General features: G+C 35.9%; 13 protein-coding genes, 3 tRNA genes and 1 other annotated feature. Of the genes, 8 read left to right on the forward strand and 8 right to left on the reverse strand.

The features are described 5' to 3' along the window. Nucleotides 1-47 precede the first annotated feature (47 nt). The gene (yfmH, locus tag ACNTMY_RS09380) at nt 48-1337 is read right to left on the reverse strand and encodes an EF-P 5-aminopentanol modification-associated protein YfmH (RefSeq protein WP_423216243.1); all 1290 of its coding nucleotides are present in this window, start codon (nt 1335-1337) and stop codon (nt 48-50) included. Further along, nucleotides 1338-2582 (reverse strand): EF-P 5-aminopentanol modification-associated protein YfmF, encoded by a 1245-nt coding sequence (yfmF, locus tag ACNTMY_RS09385; protein WP_423216244.1) that lies wholly within the window; start codon nt 2580-2582, stop codon nt 1338-1340. Nucleotides 2583-2668: 86 nt separating this feature from the next. On the opposite strand from yfmF, the gene yaaA reads away from it, so the two are divergent. Together yaaA and recF are read left to right on the forward strand one after the other, a co-directional pair. After that, nucleotides 2669-3052 carry a S4 domain-containing protein YaaA gene (gene yaaA / locus ACNTMY_RS09390; protein WP_423216245.1) on the forward strand — a complete coding sequence of 128 codons (384 nt, stop codon included), beginning with the start codon at nt 2669-2671 and terminating at the stop codon, nt 3050-3052. Between the two features lie 2 nt (nt 3053-3054). After that, nucleotides 3055-4149 carry a DNA replication/repair protein RecF gene (gene recF, locus ACNTMY_RS09395; RefSeq protein WP_423216246.1) on the forward strand — a complete coding sequence of 365 codons (1095 nt, stop codon included), beginning with the start codon at nt 3055-3057 and terminating at the stop codon, nt 4147-4149. 67 nt (nt 4150-4216) lie between these two features. On the opposite strand, the gene ACNTMY_RS09400 is transcribed toward recF, so the two are convergent. The 3 genes from ACNTMY_RS09400 to trpS form a co-directional block, all read right to left on the reverse strand. Next, on the reverse strand, nt 4217-5083 hold the full coding sequence (locus ACNTMY_RS09400; protein WP_423216247.1) for a GRP family sugar transporter: 867 nt from the start codon (nt 5081-5083) through the stop codon (nt 4217-4219). Nucleotides 5084-5324: 241 nt separating this feature from the next. After that, entirely contained in the window at nt 5325-6806 is a 1482-nt protein-coding gene (gene guaB / locus ACNTMY_RS09405; protein ID WP_423216248.1) for an IMP dehydrogenase, read from the reverse strand. A gap of 226 nt (nt 6807-7032) precedes the next feature. Beyond that, nucleotides 7033-8055, reverse strand: a complete 1023-nt coding sequence (gene trpS, locus ACNTMY_RS09410) for a tryptophan--tRNA ligase (protein ID WP_004233676.1) — start codon at nt 8053-8055, stop codon at nt 7033-7035. Nucleotides 8056-8107: 52 nt separating this feature from the next. After that, nucleotides 8108-8316 (reverse strand) — a binding site (T-box leader). A gap of 206 nt (nt 8317-8522) precedes the next feature. Here trpS and ACNTMY_RS09415 point away from each other — a divergent pair. The 3 genes from ACNTMY_RS09415 to ACNTMY_RS09425 all read left to right on the forward strand — a co-directional run bounded on the left by ACNTMY_RS09415 (nt 8523) and on the right by ACNTMY_RS09425 (nt 13790). Further along, the gene (locus tag ACNTMY_RS09415; protein ID WP_024344474.1) at nt 8523-9395 is read left to right on the forward strand and encodes a YitT family protein; all 873 of its coding nucleotides are present in this window, start codon (nt 8523-8525) and stop codon (nt 9393-9395) included. Between the two features lie 93 nt (nt 9396-9488). Then, a complete protein-coding gene (locus ACNTMY_RS09420; RefSeq protein WP_004233679.1) occupies nt 9489-11111 on the forward strand; it encodes an ATP-binding cassette domain-containing protein in 1623 nt (540 codons plus the stop codon). Between the two features lie 90 nt (nt 11112-11201). Next, nucleotides 11202-13790 carry a YfhO family protein gene (locus ACNTMY_RS09425; protein ID WP_423216249.1) on the forward strand — a complete coding sequence of 863 codons (2589 nt, stop codon included), beginning with the start codon at nt 11202-11204 and terminating at the stop codon, nt 13788-13790. Between the two features lie 178 nt (nt 13791-13968). On the opposite strand, the gene ACNTMY_RS09430 is transcribed toward ACNTMY_RS09425, so the two are convergent. After that, nucleotides 13969-14042, reverse strand: a tRNA-Asn gene (locus tag ACNTMY_RS09430). Nucleotides 14043-14073: 31 nt separating this feature from the next. Further along, nucleotides 14074-14145, reverse strand: a tRNA-Glu gene (locus tag ACNTMY_RS09435). 331 nt (nt 14146-14476) lie between these two features. Here ACNTMY_RS09435 and ACNTMY_RS09440 point away from each other — a divergent pair. Beyond that, nucleotides 14477-14550, forward strand: a tRNA-Arg gene (locus ACNTMY_RS09440). Nucleotides 14551-14632: 82 nt separating this feature from the next. Here the strand turns inward: ACNTMY_RS09440 and rlmH are convergent. Beyond that, the gene (rlmH, locus tag ACNTMY_RS09445) at nt 14633-15112 is read right to left on the reverse strand and encodes a 23S rRNA (pseudouridine(1915)-N(3))-methyltransferase RlmH (RefSeq protein WP_423216250.1); all 480 of its coding nucleotides are present in this window, start codon (nt 15110-15112) and stop codon (nt 14633-14635) included. Between the two features lie 211 nt (nt 15113-15323). Here rlmH and ACNTMY_RS09450 point away from each other — a divergent pair, with 211 nt between their 5' ends. Both ACNTMY_RS09450 and ACNTMY_RS09455 read left to right on the forward strand, forming a co-directional pair. After that, nucleotides 15324-16568, forward strand: coding sequence for a S1C family serine protease (locus ACNTMY_RS09450; RefSeq protein ID WP_423216251.1), 1245 nt, complete (start codon nt 15324-15326; stop codon nt 16566-16568). 60 nt (nt 16569-16628) lie between these two features. Continuing rightward, nucleotides 16629-17411, forward strand: a complete 783-nt coding sequence (locus ACNTMY_RS09455; protein WP_423216252.1) for a ParB/RepB/Spo0J family partition protein — start codon at nt 16629-16631, stop codon at nt 17409-17411. The last annotated feature ends 204 nt before the right edge of the window (nt 17412-17615 follow it).

Genomic DNA, 17615 nt, shown 5'->3' on the forward strand with positions numbered 1-17615 from the left:
AAATATAATCAGATTTATTATAGCAAATTTTAGCCAGTATTTCGATTTTATTTTGGAAGGATTGTGAATTCTGTTGCATCTGATTGCGCGACAAATTCAGTTCCTGTTTTCAATACCTCTTCAAAAGTTAGGCTAGCCAAAATTTTCGGAACAGCAAAATAGGTCTGATCATCAGATAAGTGATTAATAAATTGAGCAGATAGATTTTCAATTGAGTCTAAACTCTTGAAAAAGTCACCAAACAGTTCCTTTTTGACAATTTCAAAATGTTCTTTCGATAAATCCTCTAAATCACGAGACTGCGCGACTTTATCAAGATATTGTCGAAGATTCGTCGCCATAGCAATTGGTGTTGGTGTATCTAGAGAAATAATCAAAAATTGGAAATCCCCATAAACTTCAATTTCAAAATCAAATGAATCATCGATTTGACCATTTTCGTAAAGCTCTTGATAATGTTTTGATGTCCACCCTAAAATCATGGCAAAGAAAATTCTCAAAATCAATTCTTGACGTAAAGTAGACATTCCTGCAGATAAAACTGGTCCTCTCAAACCAATGGCTAGTTTTGGTTGAACCACCTCCATTGAAACCGACTTTTGAGGCACTACAGGTTCATAAATTGTTTTTTGACGTTCTAAATGATGGACAGTTTTCATATTGCCTTTTTGAATGTCCTGAATTTGCTCAAAGATGGCATCCTTATCGAATTTACCAACAACCAATAATGCCATTTCTTGTGGTGAATAGAAAACTTCGTGATTTTCTTTTAGGTCGCTAACAGTAATTTTAGCAACACTCTCTTGAGTTCCTGCAATATCTTGAGCAAGCGCTGTTTTTGGATATAAGTTCTCTAAAATGCCTTGATACAATCGATAATCTGCATCATCCTGATACATGTCAATTTCTTGACCGATAATTGATTTTTCTCGCTCAATTGACTCCTCTGTAAAGGCAGTATCTGACACCAAATGCTGCAACAAGGCTAGATTTTCACTTAAATTGTCTGCCGTTGAAAAATAAAAGCAAGTCTTGTCAAAAGTTGTAAAAGCATTACTGTTAGCACCTGCATTGGTGAATAATTCTGAGACGTCTTGTCCATTTTCTAGTTCAAATAGTTTATGCTCTAGAAAGTGAGCGATTCCCTCTTCATAACTTCTAACCTTGCCATTTTGTGTAAACTTGTTGTCAAGTGATCCAAAATTGACCACCAACATTCCACAACTTTCTTGAAAATCATTTTTGGGAATCAAGTAAACTTTCATGCCATTATCTAGTACGGCAGTATAGAGATTTTCACCAATTTCAGAGAAAATTTTTTCAGTTAATATTGTCATTTACTTTCCCTCCAAAAAATATAAAGCTTGTAATCTAATTTTTCTTGTCAATTGAAGAATATCAGCTTTACTAACCTTGTCAATCTTGTCAATCATTTCGTCAATGTTATAGTGATTTTCCAAATACTGTCCATTATAGCAACGTTCAATCAAAACTTTTGGAGAATCTCCTGACAATCGCAAATTCACTGTTAGCATCTTCTTAGTCTGCTTTAAAAGAGCTTCTGAAAAGCGTCCTGTCTTAATAATAGAAAATTGTTTATTAATCAACTGCATCGCCTTATTACGATTTTTTTGATCAATACCAGCGTAAACATTCAGTAAACCTGTAAAAATATCAAAGTGGCTTCCGATAGTATATGCCAGCCCTTCTTTTTCACGAACTTCTGTAAACAAACGTGAATGGGCAAACCCACCAAAAAATCCATTAAAAACAAGCAAAGCAAAATAATCTTTGTCACCATACCGCGTTGGAAAAGAATATCCCAACTGTAAAACTGACTGATTAACTTCTCGGCTTTCTAATTTTTCTTGAACAATATTGCTAAATTCTTGTTGGTAGTCAAATACTAAATCCTTGTGACGATCTTCAAAAGGGAATTTATTAAACAGCTGCAACATACGATAATCATCAAATTCTCCTAATATGAAAATGTCCAGCTGATCTTCGCGAAGCATTTTCTGAAACTCTTGAAATGCTGTGTAAGAATTTTCAGCTGCTGCCAATTCTGCCGTACCATATTTTGAACTTTGAAAAGCTGGATTTTCAAAAAAGAGTTTTTTCAACCCTAATTCACTACTATAAAAACTGTCATCTTTATCAGCCTTCAAATAATTAATCAAATTAGTTTGTTCAAGTTCAAAAAGTTTGGATTGATACTGCTCAACAGTGACAAGCGGAGAAAAAAGAACCTGATACAAAAAGTCAATGACTTCTTCTAAAAGATTTTCTTCAGCCATTGTATATCGATTTTTCATAAATGATAATTCAATATCAACAATGTGAACTAGTCCTTTCGTTGATACTTTAGTTGATAAAGTGGCTCCATATAAGCTTGCCAAGCGTTCTCTAAAGCGCTGAGCAGTAGGGTATTTGGCGTTAGCAGTTGCCAAAATTTGAGCCACTAAAACACGTCTCGCAACTGTTTTTTGATTAAAATCTCCAGAAAAACGAAAGGTAATGTGGTTCATCTTGAATTTTTCATTTTTAATTAAATGTAACTCAACACCATCAACTATTTTCATTACAAATTCCTTACTAATACACTTTATTAGCTAAAATTATACCACGTTTATGTTATAATTACTTGGATTACAAAATGGAGAAAACAATGGAATACAAATTATTTGATGACTATATTACTTTACAAGCTTTATTAAAAGAACTGGGTATTATCCAAAGTGGTGGTGCTATTAAAGGTTACTTAGCAGAAACAACTGTCCTTTTCAATGGTGAAGACGAAAAACGTCGTGGGAAAAAAATCCGCATTGGTGATGTTGTAGCTATTCCAGAAGACAATATCACAATCAATATTATTGAACCAACGACTAAAGAAAAAGAAGAACATCTTGAAGCTATGGCTGAAAAAGCTCGTGTTGCTGCTATTGTCAAAGAGTTAAACGCTAAAAATAAAAAAGCTAAAAAGCAAAATCAACCTAAAAAACAAGCTAAACAGACAAACGAACGTAAACCTATTCGTTTTCCAGGAACTTAATCATGTGGATTCAAAAAATAGCCTTAAAAAATTACCGTAATTATTTAAATAATGAACTTGAATTTTCCCCTGGACTCAATGTTTTTATTGGGAAAAATGCCCAAGGAAAAACTAATTTCTTAGAAGCTATTTATTTCTTATCTTTAACTCGCAGCCACCGTACACGTCTGGACAAAGAGCTGATTCATTTTCAGGAAAAAGAACTCCGCGTCTCAGGTAATTTACAACGCTCAACTGGGGTAGTTCCTCTAGAAATCGACCTTTCAAGCAAAGGGCGTGTTACTAAAATCAATCACCTAAAACAGGCTAAACTATCCGATTATATTGGAGTGATGACTGTTGTTTTATTTGCTCCTGAAGATTTGCAACTCATAAAAGGGGCGCCTAGCCTTCGTCGCAAATTTATCGATATCGACCTTGGACAAATAAAACCAGTTTATCTATCTGATTTATCAAATTACAACCATGTTCTCAAACAGCGCAACACCTATCTTAAAACAGCCGAAAAAGTCGACCTTGACTTTTTAGCAGTACTCGATGAACAGCTAGCCGACTTTGGTAGCCGTGTTATGGAACACCGTCTAGATTTTATTGCTAATTTAGAAAAAGAAGCTGATCGCTACCACTATACCATTTCTGATGGCTTAGAACATTTGAAAATTCATTATTTATCATCTGTTCCTTTTGATAAAAAATCTGATATCAAAGAACAATTTTTAAAAACTTTGGAAAAGAATCATAAACGAGATATTTTCAAAAAGAATACCGGTGCCGGTCCACACCGTGATGACTTAGAATTTTTCATCAATGATATGCCAGCTAATTTTGGGAGCCAAGGACAACACCGTAGCCTAATTCTGTCATTAAAAATGGCTGAAATTGAGCTCATCAAAAATGTTACGGGCGATTATCCAATTCTACTTCTCGATGATGTTATGAGTGAGTTAGATAATTACAGACAAACTGAGTTATTGAAAATGATTATCGCTAAAAATGTTCAAACCTTCATCACAACAACAAGTCTTGAACATTTATCACAACTCCCTAAAGAATTAAAAATCTTCACTGTTACTAAAGGACATATTCAAGAAAACTAAAAAAAAGCTGGCTTAGCCAGCTTTTTCTTTATGTTTACAAAATCATTGACACCACTGTCAACAAAGATTAGTAAGATTTTACAATTCCTAGTAGTACAGCTCCAAGGACAAAGCATGCAATACCAATGACTAACCAACGCATTTCTTTACGTGTTTTAGTTTCACCTAAGAATAAGATACCACCCATGATTGAAATGATAACACCTAATTGTGAGAAACTAAAGGCAATTGCAAGACCAGCTTTTGCTGCAGCAAGAAGCATGAAGACATTACCAATACCCCACATAAATCCAACGATAGCATTTTTAATAACAACTGTTTCAAATTTAACATTAAATTTCATGAAGGCAACTGCTCCAAGAACCATACCAACAGCCATTGGGAAGATAACTGCCAAGGCATCAAAGTTCATGATATTGTTAAATAAGATAGTGTAAGAAAGGTAACCAATTGTTGAATAAGTCAATGCACGGAAACCTTTACCAAAGTCAGTAAGGACACCTGATTCAATTTTTTCAGAATCACGTTTACTTGTGAAATAGAAACCGATAACCAATAGAAGTAAAGCAACAATACCTAGTGTGTATTGAATTGGTTTGCTCCATTCTCCAAATACGATTGCACCAATCAAGCTACCAAATACAAGTTGAGCACCACTTGATAGAGGGTTACCAACTGAAACACCCATGTATTGCATTGCGCGGAATTGACCATTTTGTCCCATAGACCATAGCATACCACCGATAATTCCGACAACCCAAAGTGTAACTGACATTTCTGGTTGAACAAACAACCATACAACAAAGGCAAATACAAGTGCCCCAAGAGTCATTCCTAATGTTTGTTGATCTGGTTTACCTCCAATTTTATTGCTGACAAACCCGATACTTCCCCATGCAATCATGGGAATCAATGCAAATAAAATACCCTGCATTTTTTCTCCTTTACGATATGTTTTACAGATTAGTAAACGTTGTTTACACTGTTGTAAATATAAAAATTAGCTGTTCGCTTTTATGAAAACGCTTTTTCAGAAAAGTGAAAGAAAATTTCATGTTTTTGGCGAACATAGTTAACTATTCTAACATATTCTACGTCATTTTGTAAAGGTATTCTTACAAAAAAATTCTGACAGCGCATCGCCATCAGAATTTCTTTCTATTACTTATAAAATATTATTTCACAGAGTAGTTAGGAGCTTCGTTAGTAATTTGAACATCGTGTGGGTGGCTTTCAATCAAACCAGCACCTGACATTTCAACGAATTGTGCTTTTTCATGAAGAGCTAGGATATTTTCTGCTCCAACATATCCCATACCTGAACGGATACCACCGATCATTTGGAAGACGATATCAGCAACAGCACCTTTATAAGCTACACGACCTTCAATTCCTTCTGGAACAAGTTTGTTAGCTTCATTAACTGAACCTTGGAAGTAACGGTCGCTTGAACCTTTCTTCATAGCTGCAATTGATCCCATACCACGGTATGTTTTGAATTTACGTCCTTGGAAGATTTCAGTTTCACCTGGCGCTTCATCAGTACCAGCAAACATAGAACCAAGCATTACAGCATTACCACCAGCTGCCAAAGCTTTAACGATATCACCTGAATATTTGATACCACCATCAGCAATGATTGTTTTACCGTATTCACGCGCAACTTGTGCTGCATCATAAATAGCTGTAATTTGAGGGACACCAACACCTGCAACAACACGTGTTGTACAGATTGAACCAGGACCAATTCCGACTTTAACAACATCAACACCTGCTTCGTAAAGAGCACGTGCTCCTTCTGCAGTAGCAACGTTACCAGCAATCAATGTACGTTCTGGGAAATGTTGACGAATTTCAGCGATTTTACGTAGAACACCAGCTGAGTGACCATGCGCAGTATCGATAACAATTGCATCTGCACCAGCTTCAAAAAGGGCTTCAGCACGTTCAAATGTATCAGATGTAACACCGACAGCACCTGCAACCAAAAGACGTCCAAATTCATCTTTAGCAGCATTAGGGAATTCAATAACTTTTTCAATATCTTTGATAGTGATAAGACCTGACAAACGTCCAGCTTCATCAACCAAAGGTAATTTTTCGATACGGTGTTCGTGAAGGATGCGTTCTGCAGTTTCCAAGTCAGTTCCAACAGGAGCTGTTACCAATTTTTCACTTGTCATATGTGCAGAAATTGGAGCATGGTAATCTGAGATAAAACGCATATCACGGTTTGTGATAATCCCTACCAATTTACGATTTTCAAGAGTTTCAACAATTGGAACACCACTGATGCGGTAGCGTTGCATCAATTCTTCAGCTTCTGAAACAGAGTGTTTTGGTGTTAGGAAGAAAGGATCAATAATAACACCATTTTCAGAACGTTTTACTTTACGAATTTCTTCAGCTTGTTCTTGGATTGACATATTTTTGTGAACAACACCAAGACCACCAGCACGTGCAATCGCAATTGCCATTCGACTGTCAGTAACAGTATCCATAGCCGCTGTTACGATAGGAATGTTCAATGTCAAATTTTTTGCAAGTTTTGTTTGCATGTTAACTTCATTTGGAAGAACATGACTTTCAGCAGGAATGAGTAGTACGTCATCAAAAGTGTAACCTTTTTTCAAAAATTTAGTGTCCCAATTTGACATTAAATAAACCCTCTTTTCTATATATTTGTAGGGGATTTTAACCCTAGCTAATTTTTTATTGTTATTATAATAACACGCTAAAATCATTTGTCAATAAATTAAATTCAATTTTTTTCCAAAAATTCTCTTCTATATTAGACTGATTATTTTTGCAATTCTCATCTAAATCACATGTTTTGTGATTCTAAAAAAACTCCGAAGTAATCACCTCGGAGTTCTGTGTATTTTAGAAGTAATTGATTCCCATAGCTGCTTTTACTTCAGCAAGTGTTTGTCCTGCAACTTCACGCGCTGCTTCACTTCCTTTTTCAAGCATACGGAAAACTTCACCCATATCTTTAGCGTATTCCAAACGACGTTCACGGATTGGTGCTAATTCACGTTCAAGAATTTCTAGTAGGTAACGTTTTGTTTTCACATCACCAAGACCACCACGTTGGTAGTGTTCTTTCATAGCAGCAATATCTGCTTGATCTTCTTCACGTCCGAAAACATCAAGATAGTGGAAAACCATATTTCCTTCGATTTGACCTGGATCTTCAACACGAATGTGGTTCGGGTCAGTATACATGCTCATAACTTTTTTACGAACTGTATCAGCATCATCAGATAAGTAGATACCGTTACCAAGAGATTTAGACATTTTGGCATTACCATCTAAACCTGGCAAACGACCAGCTGCTTCGTTTTCAGGGAAAATTCCTTCTGGTTCAACCAAGACATCAGTTTTATAAGTATGGTTGAAACTACGAACAATTTCACGTGTTTGTTCAATCATTGGTTTTTGGTCATTTCCGACTGGCACATAATTAGCCTTGAAAGCTGTAATATCTGCAGCTTGTGAAATTGGGTAAACCAAAAATCCTGTTGGGATTGAGCTTCCAAATCCTTTTTGTGCGATTTCTGTTTTAACTGTAGGATTGCGTTCCAAACGTGACAATGAAACAAGGTTCATGTAGTACATTGTCAATTCAGCCAATTCAGGAATTTGACTTTGAATAAAGATTGTTGATTTAGCTGGGTCAAGACCTACAGAAAGATAATCAAGTGCAACATTTCCTACTGATTCTCTGATAATTTCAGATTCTTTAGCGTGGTCTGTCAAGGCTTGTTGGTCAGCCAAGAAAACAAACATGTCGTATTTATCTTCATTTTGTAGAAGAACACGATTTTTCAAACTTCCAACATAGTGTCCCAAGTGCAATTTACCTGTTGGACGGTCACCTGTTAAAATAATTGGTTTTGCCATTTTATCACCTCAATAATTAATTCAAATAAAAACGCCTCACGTAGTTAAACTACGTGAGGGCGTTATCGATACGCGGTACCACCTCAATTAATAGACTTAGTCTATCATCTCTTTACCACTATATAAACATTTACACAATCAATGCAAAGATTATTTCTTTTTTCTCATCAGCCCATTCATGTAAGGTTACTACTGATTCTCAGCACCATCAGCTCTCTAAAAGTACGCGTTTACATTACTCTTCTGAATCCTCTTCATTTTATGAAATTATACCCTCTTTGTCAAGCTCAGACCCTATTTCACAGGGGAAATTTTGGATATTCACTACTTTGGTATATTTATGCATTTGTGATTTTAATTAAATTAGAAAGATTAAAAGTTGTTTTTGAGCTTTATCTCAAAAAATCTTGACGATATGGTGCTTCTTTGCCATAATATAATCGTTTGTTATTAAGAAGAGGATTAATATGAAGAAAAAACTTATTGATTTTGGACTCGTAACTGCTGGGTCTTTTATTGCTGCTGTTGGTTTTAACTGCTTTTTCCTTGAAAATCACATTGCCTCTGGCGGGGTGGTCGGAATTGCTGTTAGTCTGAAGGCTTTACTTGGGTGGAATCCGGGTAACTTTGTCATGATTACCAATTTTCCATTATTGATTTCATGCTGGCTTTTCTTGGGAAAAGAAACATTTTTTAAAACAATTTACGGGTCATGGATTTACTCTATCTTCATCAAATTAACTGAAGACCTCCCAAATCTTACCCATAATCCACTACTTGCTGCTCTTTTTGGAGCTGTTATTTGTGGTTTTGGTCTAGGAGTTGTTTTCTGGGGAAATTCTTCAACTGGTGGAACAGGGATTATCACCCAAATTCTCCATAAATACACACCACTGCCTTTAGCTGTCGCAATGACTATCGTTGATGGCTGTAGTGTAGCTATGGGATTTCTAGCCTTCGACGTCGATACTGTTATGTACTCTATTATTGCTTTATTGGTCATTGGATATGTCGTTAACAGCATGCAAATCGGTGTCACATCGTCTCGTAACCTTATGATTATTTCTCCGAAAAATGATTTAATCAAAAATTATATTTCCATGGAAGCTGACCGTGGTGTGACAGAAATTCCTGTGACTGGTGGCTTCTCAGGCGAGCAACAAACAATGCTGATGACAACTGTCTCACGTCAAGAAGTTCCTCGTTTAGAAAAAAATATTCAAAAAATCGACGAAGCAGCCTTTATCGTTGTCATGCCTGCCACACAAGTTATGGGACGTGGTTTCAGCCTTAAAAAATACTACAAACTTAACGAAAAAGATGCTATCTTACCAATGTAACTGAAATGTAACTCAAAGCCCCCTTTCTCTAATTGAAAATTGGGGCTTTTTCATGTACAATGAGCTTATAGATAAATATTATGAGGTGAAAAATTGCTTACAGTTTCTGATGTATCACTACGTTTCAGCGATAGAAAACTGTTTGATGAGGTTAACATCAACTTTACAGCTGGAAATACCTATGGTTTAATCGGTGCCAACGGTGCAGGAAAATCTACATTTTTAAAAATCTTGGCAGGAGATATTGAACCAACAACAGGTCATGTTTCCCTTGGACCAGACGAACGTCTATCAGTTCTTCGTCAAAATCACTTTGACTATGAAGAAGAACGTGCGATTGACGTTGTTATCATGGGAAATGAGCGCCTATATAACATTATGAAAGAAAAAGACGCTATCTACATGAAACCTGATTTCTCAGATGAAGATGGTGTCCGCGCAGCAGAATTAGAAAGCGAATTTGCTGAGCTTGGCGGTTGGGAAGCTGAGAGTGAAGCTTCTCAATTGCTCCAAAACCTTAATATTCCTGAAGACCTTCACTACCAAAATATGAGTGAACTTGCTAACGGTGACAAGGTGAAAGTTCTCCTTGCCAAAGCTCTTTTTGGTAAACCAGATGTTCTTCTTCTTGACGAACCAACCAACGGTCTTGACATCCAATCAATCACTTGGTTAGAAGATTTCTTGATTGACTTTGAAAATACTGTTATCGTTGTTTCCCATGACCGTCACTTCTTGAACAAAGTATGTACACACATGGCTGACCTTGATTTCGGTAAAATCAAACTCTACGTTGGTAACTACGACTTCTGGAAACAATCTTCTGAACTTGCTGCACGCTTGCAAGCTGACCGTAACGCCAAAGCAGAAGAAAAAATCAAAGAATTGCAAGAATTCGTTGCTCGTTTCTCTGCCAACGCTTCTAAATCAAAACAAGCCACTTCTCGTAAGAAGATGCTTGATAAAATCGAACTTGAAGAAATTGTGCCATCAAGTCGTAAATATCCGTTCATCAACTTCAAAGCTGAACGTGAACTTGGTAAAGATTTGCTAACAGTCGAAAACTTATCTGTTAAAATCGATGGTGAAACAGTTCTTGACAATATCAGCTTTATCCTACGTCCAGGTGATAAGACAGCCTTTATCGGACAAAACGATATTCAAACAACAGCTCTTATCCGCGCTTTGATGGATGACATCGAATACGAAGGAACAATCAAATGGGGTGTAACTACTAGCCGTTCTTACCTTCCAAAAGATAACTCGCGTGATTTTGCATCTGGTGAATCAATCCTTGAATGGCTTCGCCAATTTGCATCTAAAGAAGAAGACGATAATACTTTCCTTCGTGGTTTCCTAGGACGCATGCTTTTCTCTGGAGATGAAGTTAACAAATCAGTTAGCGTTCTTTCAGGGGGAGAAAAAGTGCGCGTGATGCTTTCTAAATTGATGCTTCTTAAATCAAACGTTCTTGTTCTTGACGACCCAACTAACCACTTAGATTTGGAATCAATCTCAAGCTTGAACGATGGTCTGAAAGATTTCAAAGAATCAATTATCTTTGCTAGTCACGACCATGAATTCATTCAAACTCTTGCTAACCACATCGTAGTTATCTCTAAAAATGGAGTTATCGACCGTATCGATGAAACTTACGATGAATTTCTTGAAAATGAAGAAGTTCAAGCAAAAGTTAAAGAACTTTGGAAAGATTAATCATTTTGTCATAGCTTGCTATGACGGCTACAATACTTTATAGAAAAGAAACAGGTTGGGATTTTTATCTCAACCTGTCTTACTAACATTATGACATTTAAATCATTTAAACTTACCAAAAACAAACTTTACTACGCAGCTGCTTTTTGTCTACCGTTAATTATCTTATTTTTTGCTCTGTTAGCTGAAAATATTACCTTCAATAGTGAGACAACTATTTTAGCCAGTGATGGTTTTCATCAATATGTGATTTTTGCTGAAAATCTACGAAATATTTTACACGGCTCAGATAGCATTTTCTACACTTTTACAAGTGGACTTGGGCTCAATTTTTACGCTCTAATAAGCTACTATCTCGGAAGTTTCTTCTCACCTTTAGTCTACTTTTTCAGCTTAAAAACTATGCCTGATGCCATATATCTTTTTACGCTATTAAAAGTTGCTTGTATGGGGCTATCTTGCTTTTATAGCCTGCGAAAGCTTTATCCAAAAGTATTAGAATCATTCACTATCATCTTATCAACGTCATATGCTTTGATGAGTTTCGCCATTAGCCAAATTGAAATCAATATGTGGCTTGACGTCTTTATCCTCTTGCCACTTATTATTCTTGGTCTTAATCATTTAATTTTCCAAAAGAGGTTCATCCTCTACTACGTTAGCTTAACCATTCTTTTCATCCAAAATTACTATTTTGGATTTATGGTAGCTATTTTCCTCACCTTATATTTCCTTGTTCAATTAAGCAAAAATTCAACCTGGAAAACCATTGGACGTCAATTTATTGACTTTACAATCGTGTCAACCTTATCAGGCCTATCTAGCTGTATCATGCTGTTACCAACCTATTTAGACCTTTCAACACATGGTGAAAAATTTTCTAGCTTTACAAGTTGGTTTACAGATAGTTCTTGGTTCTTTGATTTATTTGCGAAAAACTTTGTCGGATCTTACGACACTACAAAATTCGGGTCTATTCCTATGATTTATGTAGGAATCTTTCCACTTATTCTTGCCATTATCTTCTTTACAATTAAGTCAATCAAATGGCAAACACGTGTGGCATACGGGCTAATGTTGCTACTAATTATTGCGAGCTTTTATCTCGAGCCCCTTGATTTGATGTGGCAAGGAATGCACTCACCAAATATGTTCCTTCATCGCTACTCATGGACTTTCTCAGTCTTGGTTGTCCTTCTTGCTGCTGAAACTTTATCACACCTAGAAGAACTGGAAATCAAACATTACCTTGCTGGACTTATCCCTCTTACTGTTGGTTTCTTAGCCACCGCAATTTTAAAAAATCACTATGATTTCTTAGAAGCTCCTCAAATTGTTATCACGTTTTCTTTCTTAATCGCCTACGCTATTATCCTACTTAGCCATGCTAAGCAATATTTGACCTTTAATTTTGTTGTAGGCTTTACACTTATCTTCACACTCTTTGAAATATCACTCAATACTTATTACCAAATTAACGCTTTAAATAATGAATGGGTATTCCCATCTCGCCAAAGTTATGCTCGTGATTTAACAGATATCGAAAAACTCGTTCAAAATACCAAAGAACTAAATACGACATTCTACCGTACCGAAGAATTACTACCTCAAACAGGAAACGATAGCATGAAGTATAACTACAATGGTATTTCGCAGTTCTCATCTATTCGCAATACAATATCTAGCAGCACATTAGACCGACTAGGATTTAAATCAACTGGGACTAATCTAAATCTCCGTTACCAAAATAATACTTTGCTAATGGACAGTCTATTTGCAGTAAAATACAATCTTTCAGAAACAGATGTCAATAAATTTGGCTATAGTTGTGTCGATACTTCCAACAACATGTCACTATATGAAAACCAATATGCTTGTCAGTTAGCTCTTCTGACAAATGGTGTTTACAAAGACATTGACTTCAGTGTCAACACTCTTGACAACCAAACCAATTTAATCAATAACATCACCGGACTTTCTGAAAATTACTTTACACGTCTAGCATCCCAGCTAACTAGTGGAGCAAGTGATTTAAATGGTCGTATAACAACAAATAACGGCGATGAATTAAGTGCTCACGCTAATGCTAATTATAGCCTTACAGTAGCTGGAAATACCCAACTTTATGTTAGTGTACCAAATATCACCTTTGCTAACGAAAATAGCCAAAAAGTTCAAATTACTGTGAACGGAAAAAGTACAGAATATACGACTGACAATACCTACACATTCTTTGATCTTGGTTATTTCAAAGACCCACAAACATTACAAATTAGCTTTATATTCCCTGAAAACACTCAGGTATCATTCAATCAGCCAAACTTTTATGCACTTGACTTGACTAGCTACCAAAAAGCCATGGAAACTATCAATAGCCAACCTGTCTCAGTTACCACTGATAAAAATACTGTAACAGCGGCTTATACTGCAACAAAAGACTCATCACTGCTATTTACCATTCCCTACGACAAAGGATGGACAGCCACTCAAAATGGCAAAAAGCTATCACTATCTAGAGCTCAGAATGGCTTTATGAAAGTTAATGTAAAAACTGGAAAAGGTAAGGTAACATTAACCTATCTTCCAACAGGACTTAAGCAAGGAGCAATCCTATCGCTTAGTGGTGTTATTCTATTTATTATCTATCATGCTATAAGAAAACGAAAAAAAGGTAATTAAACATCAAACACCCCACTGACAATGAATAGACAGTGGGGTGTTTTTCTATCTCTAGTAGCTAACAAAAAAGGCAGATCATAATTGTCTGACCTTACCTAAATTAATTCGAAAAGCTTGATTCTTTTGTTTATCTGAGCAATAAAAAATCCTAAGTAAAACTTAGGAAGGTGTCTTATCACTCCGGCAGTAGGACTCGAACCTACGACATCATGATTAACAGTCATGCGCTACTACCAACTGAGCTATGCCGGATAAACAAAAAAACTGCTAAGCAGTAGTTTTATAGTCCGTACGGGATTCGAACCCGTGTTACCGCCGTGAAAAGGCGGTGTCTTAACCCCTTGACCAACGGACCAGAAGTTTTAGGATTTCCCCTCAACACTCTTATTATTATAGCAGAAATTTTCGGTTTGTCTATAGTTTTTTTCAATTTTTTTACTTTTTTTTGAAGTTTTTTTGCACTAAAATATCGCCGAAAAATTCAAATAATTTTAACGTGCCAAAAATCCCTAAATAACAGGCTTTTTGAGATACTCTTATAGTAAAAATGAAGTAGTTGTTTACTAGTAAAAAGATAATATTTCGTTTACTTCTTTTTTCCTTTTAAAAAAAATCACTTCTGCCCGAAAGTACGATTTTTAGTTGACAGAAAAGCTGTTATTTTGATAGAATGATTAAGTTGATATGGTCTCATAGCTCAGCTGGATAGAGCATTCGCCTTCTAAGCGAACGGTCGCAGGTTCGAATCCTGCTGGGATCAAATCTTTAGCCGACGTAAGTCGGCTTTTTTTATACATGTTTCACACGAAACCATAAAAAAGCAGTTCATCTGAACTGCTTTTTTATTTATGATAAGGACTTCCTTGTTGAATCATGAAAGCACGATAGATTTGCTCAGATAAGACTAAGCGCATCAACTGATGAGGTAAAGTCAACAAACCAAAACTCATTTTCAAATTAGCTCGCTTTTTAACTTTATCTGCTAATCCTAAGCTTCCTCCAATAACAAATACAATATCTGAATAGCCTCTCAACGTTGCATCAGCAATAATCTTACTAAATTCTTCTGACGGGAACTGTTTGCCTTCAATAGCTAAAGCAATGACGTAGTCACGATCTGAAATTTTAGCCAAGATACGTTCGCCCTCTTTTTCCATAATTTGTTGATTTTGAGCGTCACTGGCATTATCAGGTGTTTTTTCATCGGGTAATTCGATAATTTCAAATTTTGCAAAGCGACTCATGCGTTTGCCATATTCAGAAATACCATCTTTTAAATATTTTTCTTTTAATTTTCCTACAGCGATAATTTTAACTTTCATGCTTTTATTTTACCACATATTCACAAGCTTTTCACACATTATCCACATGTTAACAAGCTATAAACAGGGCTATAATCGCTTTATTTTAGGCTTTTTTACACAAATATAAAAAGTTTTCCACAACCTGTGGATTACTTTATTTTTTTCATCTTTTAAGGTATAATTAAGTCGTTTTTTATATGCTAGCTGTAAATAAAAGGGAGGTAGAGACATGAAAAAAATTAATTTTCCTAACATTAAAACTAAAAAAATACTCAAGCCGTTGTCTGTCATTTTAATCGGATTCATCGGAGGAGTGGCTGGGACGCTACTGATTTTAAATATGGCTGGCATTTCGATAAATAATGTCAGCGGTTCAAGTACTAAAACAACAACAAGTAAAGTAAGTTACTCAAATTCTAACGATACAACAAAGGCAGTTTCAAAGGTTCAAAACGCTGTCGTATCCGTTATTAATTATCAATCTAACACATCATCAAATGACTTATACGCTCAATTATTTGGTGATAATGCAAATAGCAACAATTCATCGTCTGATGATGATTTAAACATCTCTAGCGAAGGTTCTGGTGTTATTTACAAAAAAGATGGCGATTCTGCCTACGTTGTAACTAATAACCACGTCGTTGACGGCGCTGAGCAGCTTGAAATTATGCTATCTGATGGTACAAAAGTTGTTGGAGAATTAGTCGGAGCTGATACTTATTCAGATATCGCTGTTGTCAAAATTTCTTCTGATAAAGTTTCTACCGTTGCTGAATTTGCTGACTCAGATAAAATTACCGTCGGTGAAACAGCGATTGCCATCGGTAGCCCACTTGGAACTGACTACGCAAACTCTGTAACCCAAGGGATTGTATCAAGTCTAAGTCGTACAGTAACAATGACTAACGACGATGGCGAAACTATCTCAACAAATGCTATCCAAACTGATGCCGCTATTAACCCAGGTAACTCTGGAGGAGCTTTGATTAATATCGAAGGACAAGTTATCGGTATCAACTCAAGTAAAATTTCTTCAACATCTAGTTCAGGTGAATCTGTAGAAGGTATGGGATTTGCCATTCCATCTAATGATGTTGTCAAAATCATTAATCAATTGGAAGAAAACGGAAAAGTTATTCGTCCAGCACTCGGTATCACAATGGCTAATTTAAGCGATTTATCAACGGTATCTATTAGCCACCTCAACATTCCAACTGGTGTCACTGGAGGAGTTGTTGTAGCCTCAGTACAATCAGGTATGCCTGCTGAAGGAATTCTTGAAAAATACGATGTTATCACAGCTATTGATGATAAAGAAGTTACCTCTATTACTGATCTCCAAAGTATCCTTTATGGACATTCAACTGGAGATTCTGTCAAAGTAACATTCTACCGTGGAACTACTAAGAAAACTGAAACAATTAAACTAACAAAAACTACCCAAGACCTCTCTTCTTCATCAAACCAATAATTTATAATTAAAAATCAATGAGGCTGAGCTCTCTCAGCTTCATTTTTTAAAGGACAAAATATGACTGAGACACTAAACCTAATCAACATTGACGATATTTCTCCAAATCCCTACCAACCCCGCTTAGAATTTAAACAAGAAGAACTAGAAGAACTTTCTCGTTCAATCAAAACTAATGGCCTTATTCAGCCCATTATCGTTCGAAAATCCGCTATCTTTGGATATGAGCTTATAGCAGGAGAGAGACGTCTTAAAGCTTCTAAAATGGCTGGCTTGAGCGAAATTCCAGCAATTATCAAAGAAATTTCTAATAAAGAAAGTATGCAACTAGCTATTGTCGAAAATTTGCAACGCTCAGATCTTAATCCCATCGAGGAAGCAAAAGCTTATCAGCAATTATTAGACAGAAATCAGATGACACACGAAGAATTGGCTCAATTCATGGGAAAATCTCGCCCTTACATCACTAATTGCTTACGATTATTGAATTTACCAAGTGCCATTTCTAAAGCCGTTGAAAGAGGTCAACTGTCTCAAGGCCACGCGCGTGTGCTTCTCACGCTTAAAAATGAAAAAGAGCAAGAGAAGTGGTACCAAAAAGTCATCACTGAAGAAATTAGTGTCCGCAAACTAGAAGAATTAGTCAAAAAATCTACACCTGCTAAAAAATCTTCGCAAAAAAATAAAAAAAATATTTTTATTCACCATCAAGAAAAAGAACTGTCAAAATTATTGGGAGTTCCAGTTAGCTTATCCCTTGCCAAATCAGGCTTCAAGGGGGATTTACAATTGCATTTTCAGAGCGAAGAAGACTTTAACAGAATTATCAACAGGCTAAAATAGCTTGTGAATTGCTCATTTTTTATTTCATAGTTTTCCACAAGAAAAAAAGGCTAAATCACCCGATTTTAAGCCTTTTTTTGTGTTTTCCACAACCTGTGGAAAACTTTTATAAACACTGTGGATTTTTATTTTTCACTGTTGTGGAAAACTTTTTTATTTTATGTTAGAATATTGTATGAATTATCCACAAAAAAGGAAACTACT

The organism is Streptococcus equinus (genome assembly GCF_049393735.1).
In the GTDB taxonomy this organism is placed as follows: Bacteria; Bacillota; Bacilli; order Lactobacillales; family Streptococcaceae; genus Streptococcus; species Streptococcus equinus_G.

What these genes read in the sequence shown, in the direction of transcription:
- ACNTMY_RS09400 (WP_423216247.1), bottom strand. Translation starts at nt 5,083, where the DNA reads ATGCAGGGTATTTTATTTGCATTGATTCCCATGATTGCATGGGGAAGT.
- ACNTMY_RS09425 (WP_423216249.1), top strand. Translation starts at nt 11,202, where the DNA reads ATGACATTTAAATCATTTAAACTTACCAAAAACAAACTTTACTACGCA.
- trpS (WP_004233676.1), bottom strand. Translation starts at nt 8,055, where the DNA reads ATGGCAAAACCAATTATTTTAACAGGTGACCGTCCAACAGGTAAATTG.
- recF (WP_423216246.1), top strand. Translation starts at nt 3,055, where the DNA reads ATGTGGATTCAAAAAATAGCCTTAAAAAATTACCGTAATTATTTAAAT.
- yaaA (WP_423216245.1), top strand. Translation starts at nt 2,669, where the DNA reads ATGGAATACAAATTATTTGATGACTATATTACTTTACAAGCTTTATTA.
- ACNTMY_RS09450 (WP_423216251.1), top strand. Translation starts at nt 15,324, where the DNA reads ATGAAAAAAATTAATTTTCCTAACATTAAAACTAAAAAAATACTCAAG.
- rlmH (WP_423216250.1), bottom strand. Translation starts at nt 15,112, where the DNA reads ATGAAAGTTAAAATTATCGCTGTAGGAAAATTAAAAGAAAAATATTTA.
- yfmH (WP_423216243.1), bottom strand. Translation starts at nt 1,337, where the DNA reads ATGACAATATTAACTGAAAAAATTTTCTCTGAAATTGGTGAAAATCTC.
- guaB (WP_423216248.1), bottom strand. Translation starts at nt 6,806, where the DNA reads ATGTCAAATTGGGACACTAAATTTTTGAAAAAAGGTTACACTTTTGAT.
- ACNTMY_RS09415 (WP_024344474.1), top strand. Translation starts at nt 8,523, where the DNA reads ATGAAGAAAAAACTTATTGATTTTGGACTCGTAACTGCTGGGTCTTTT.
- yfmF (WP_423216244.1), bottom strand. Translation starts at nt 2,582, where the DNA reads ATGAAAATAGTTGATGGTGTTGAGTTACATTTAATTAAAAATGAAAAA.
- ACNTMY_RS09455 (WP_423216252.1), top strand. Translation starts at nt 16,629, where the DNA reads ATGACTGAGACACTAAACCTAATCAACATTGACGATATTTCTCCAAAT.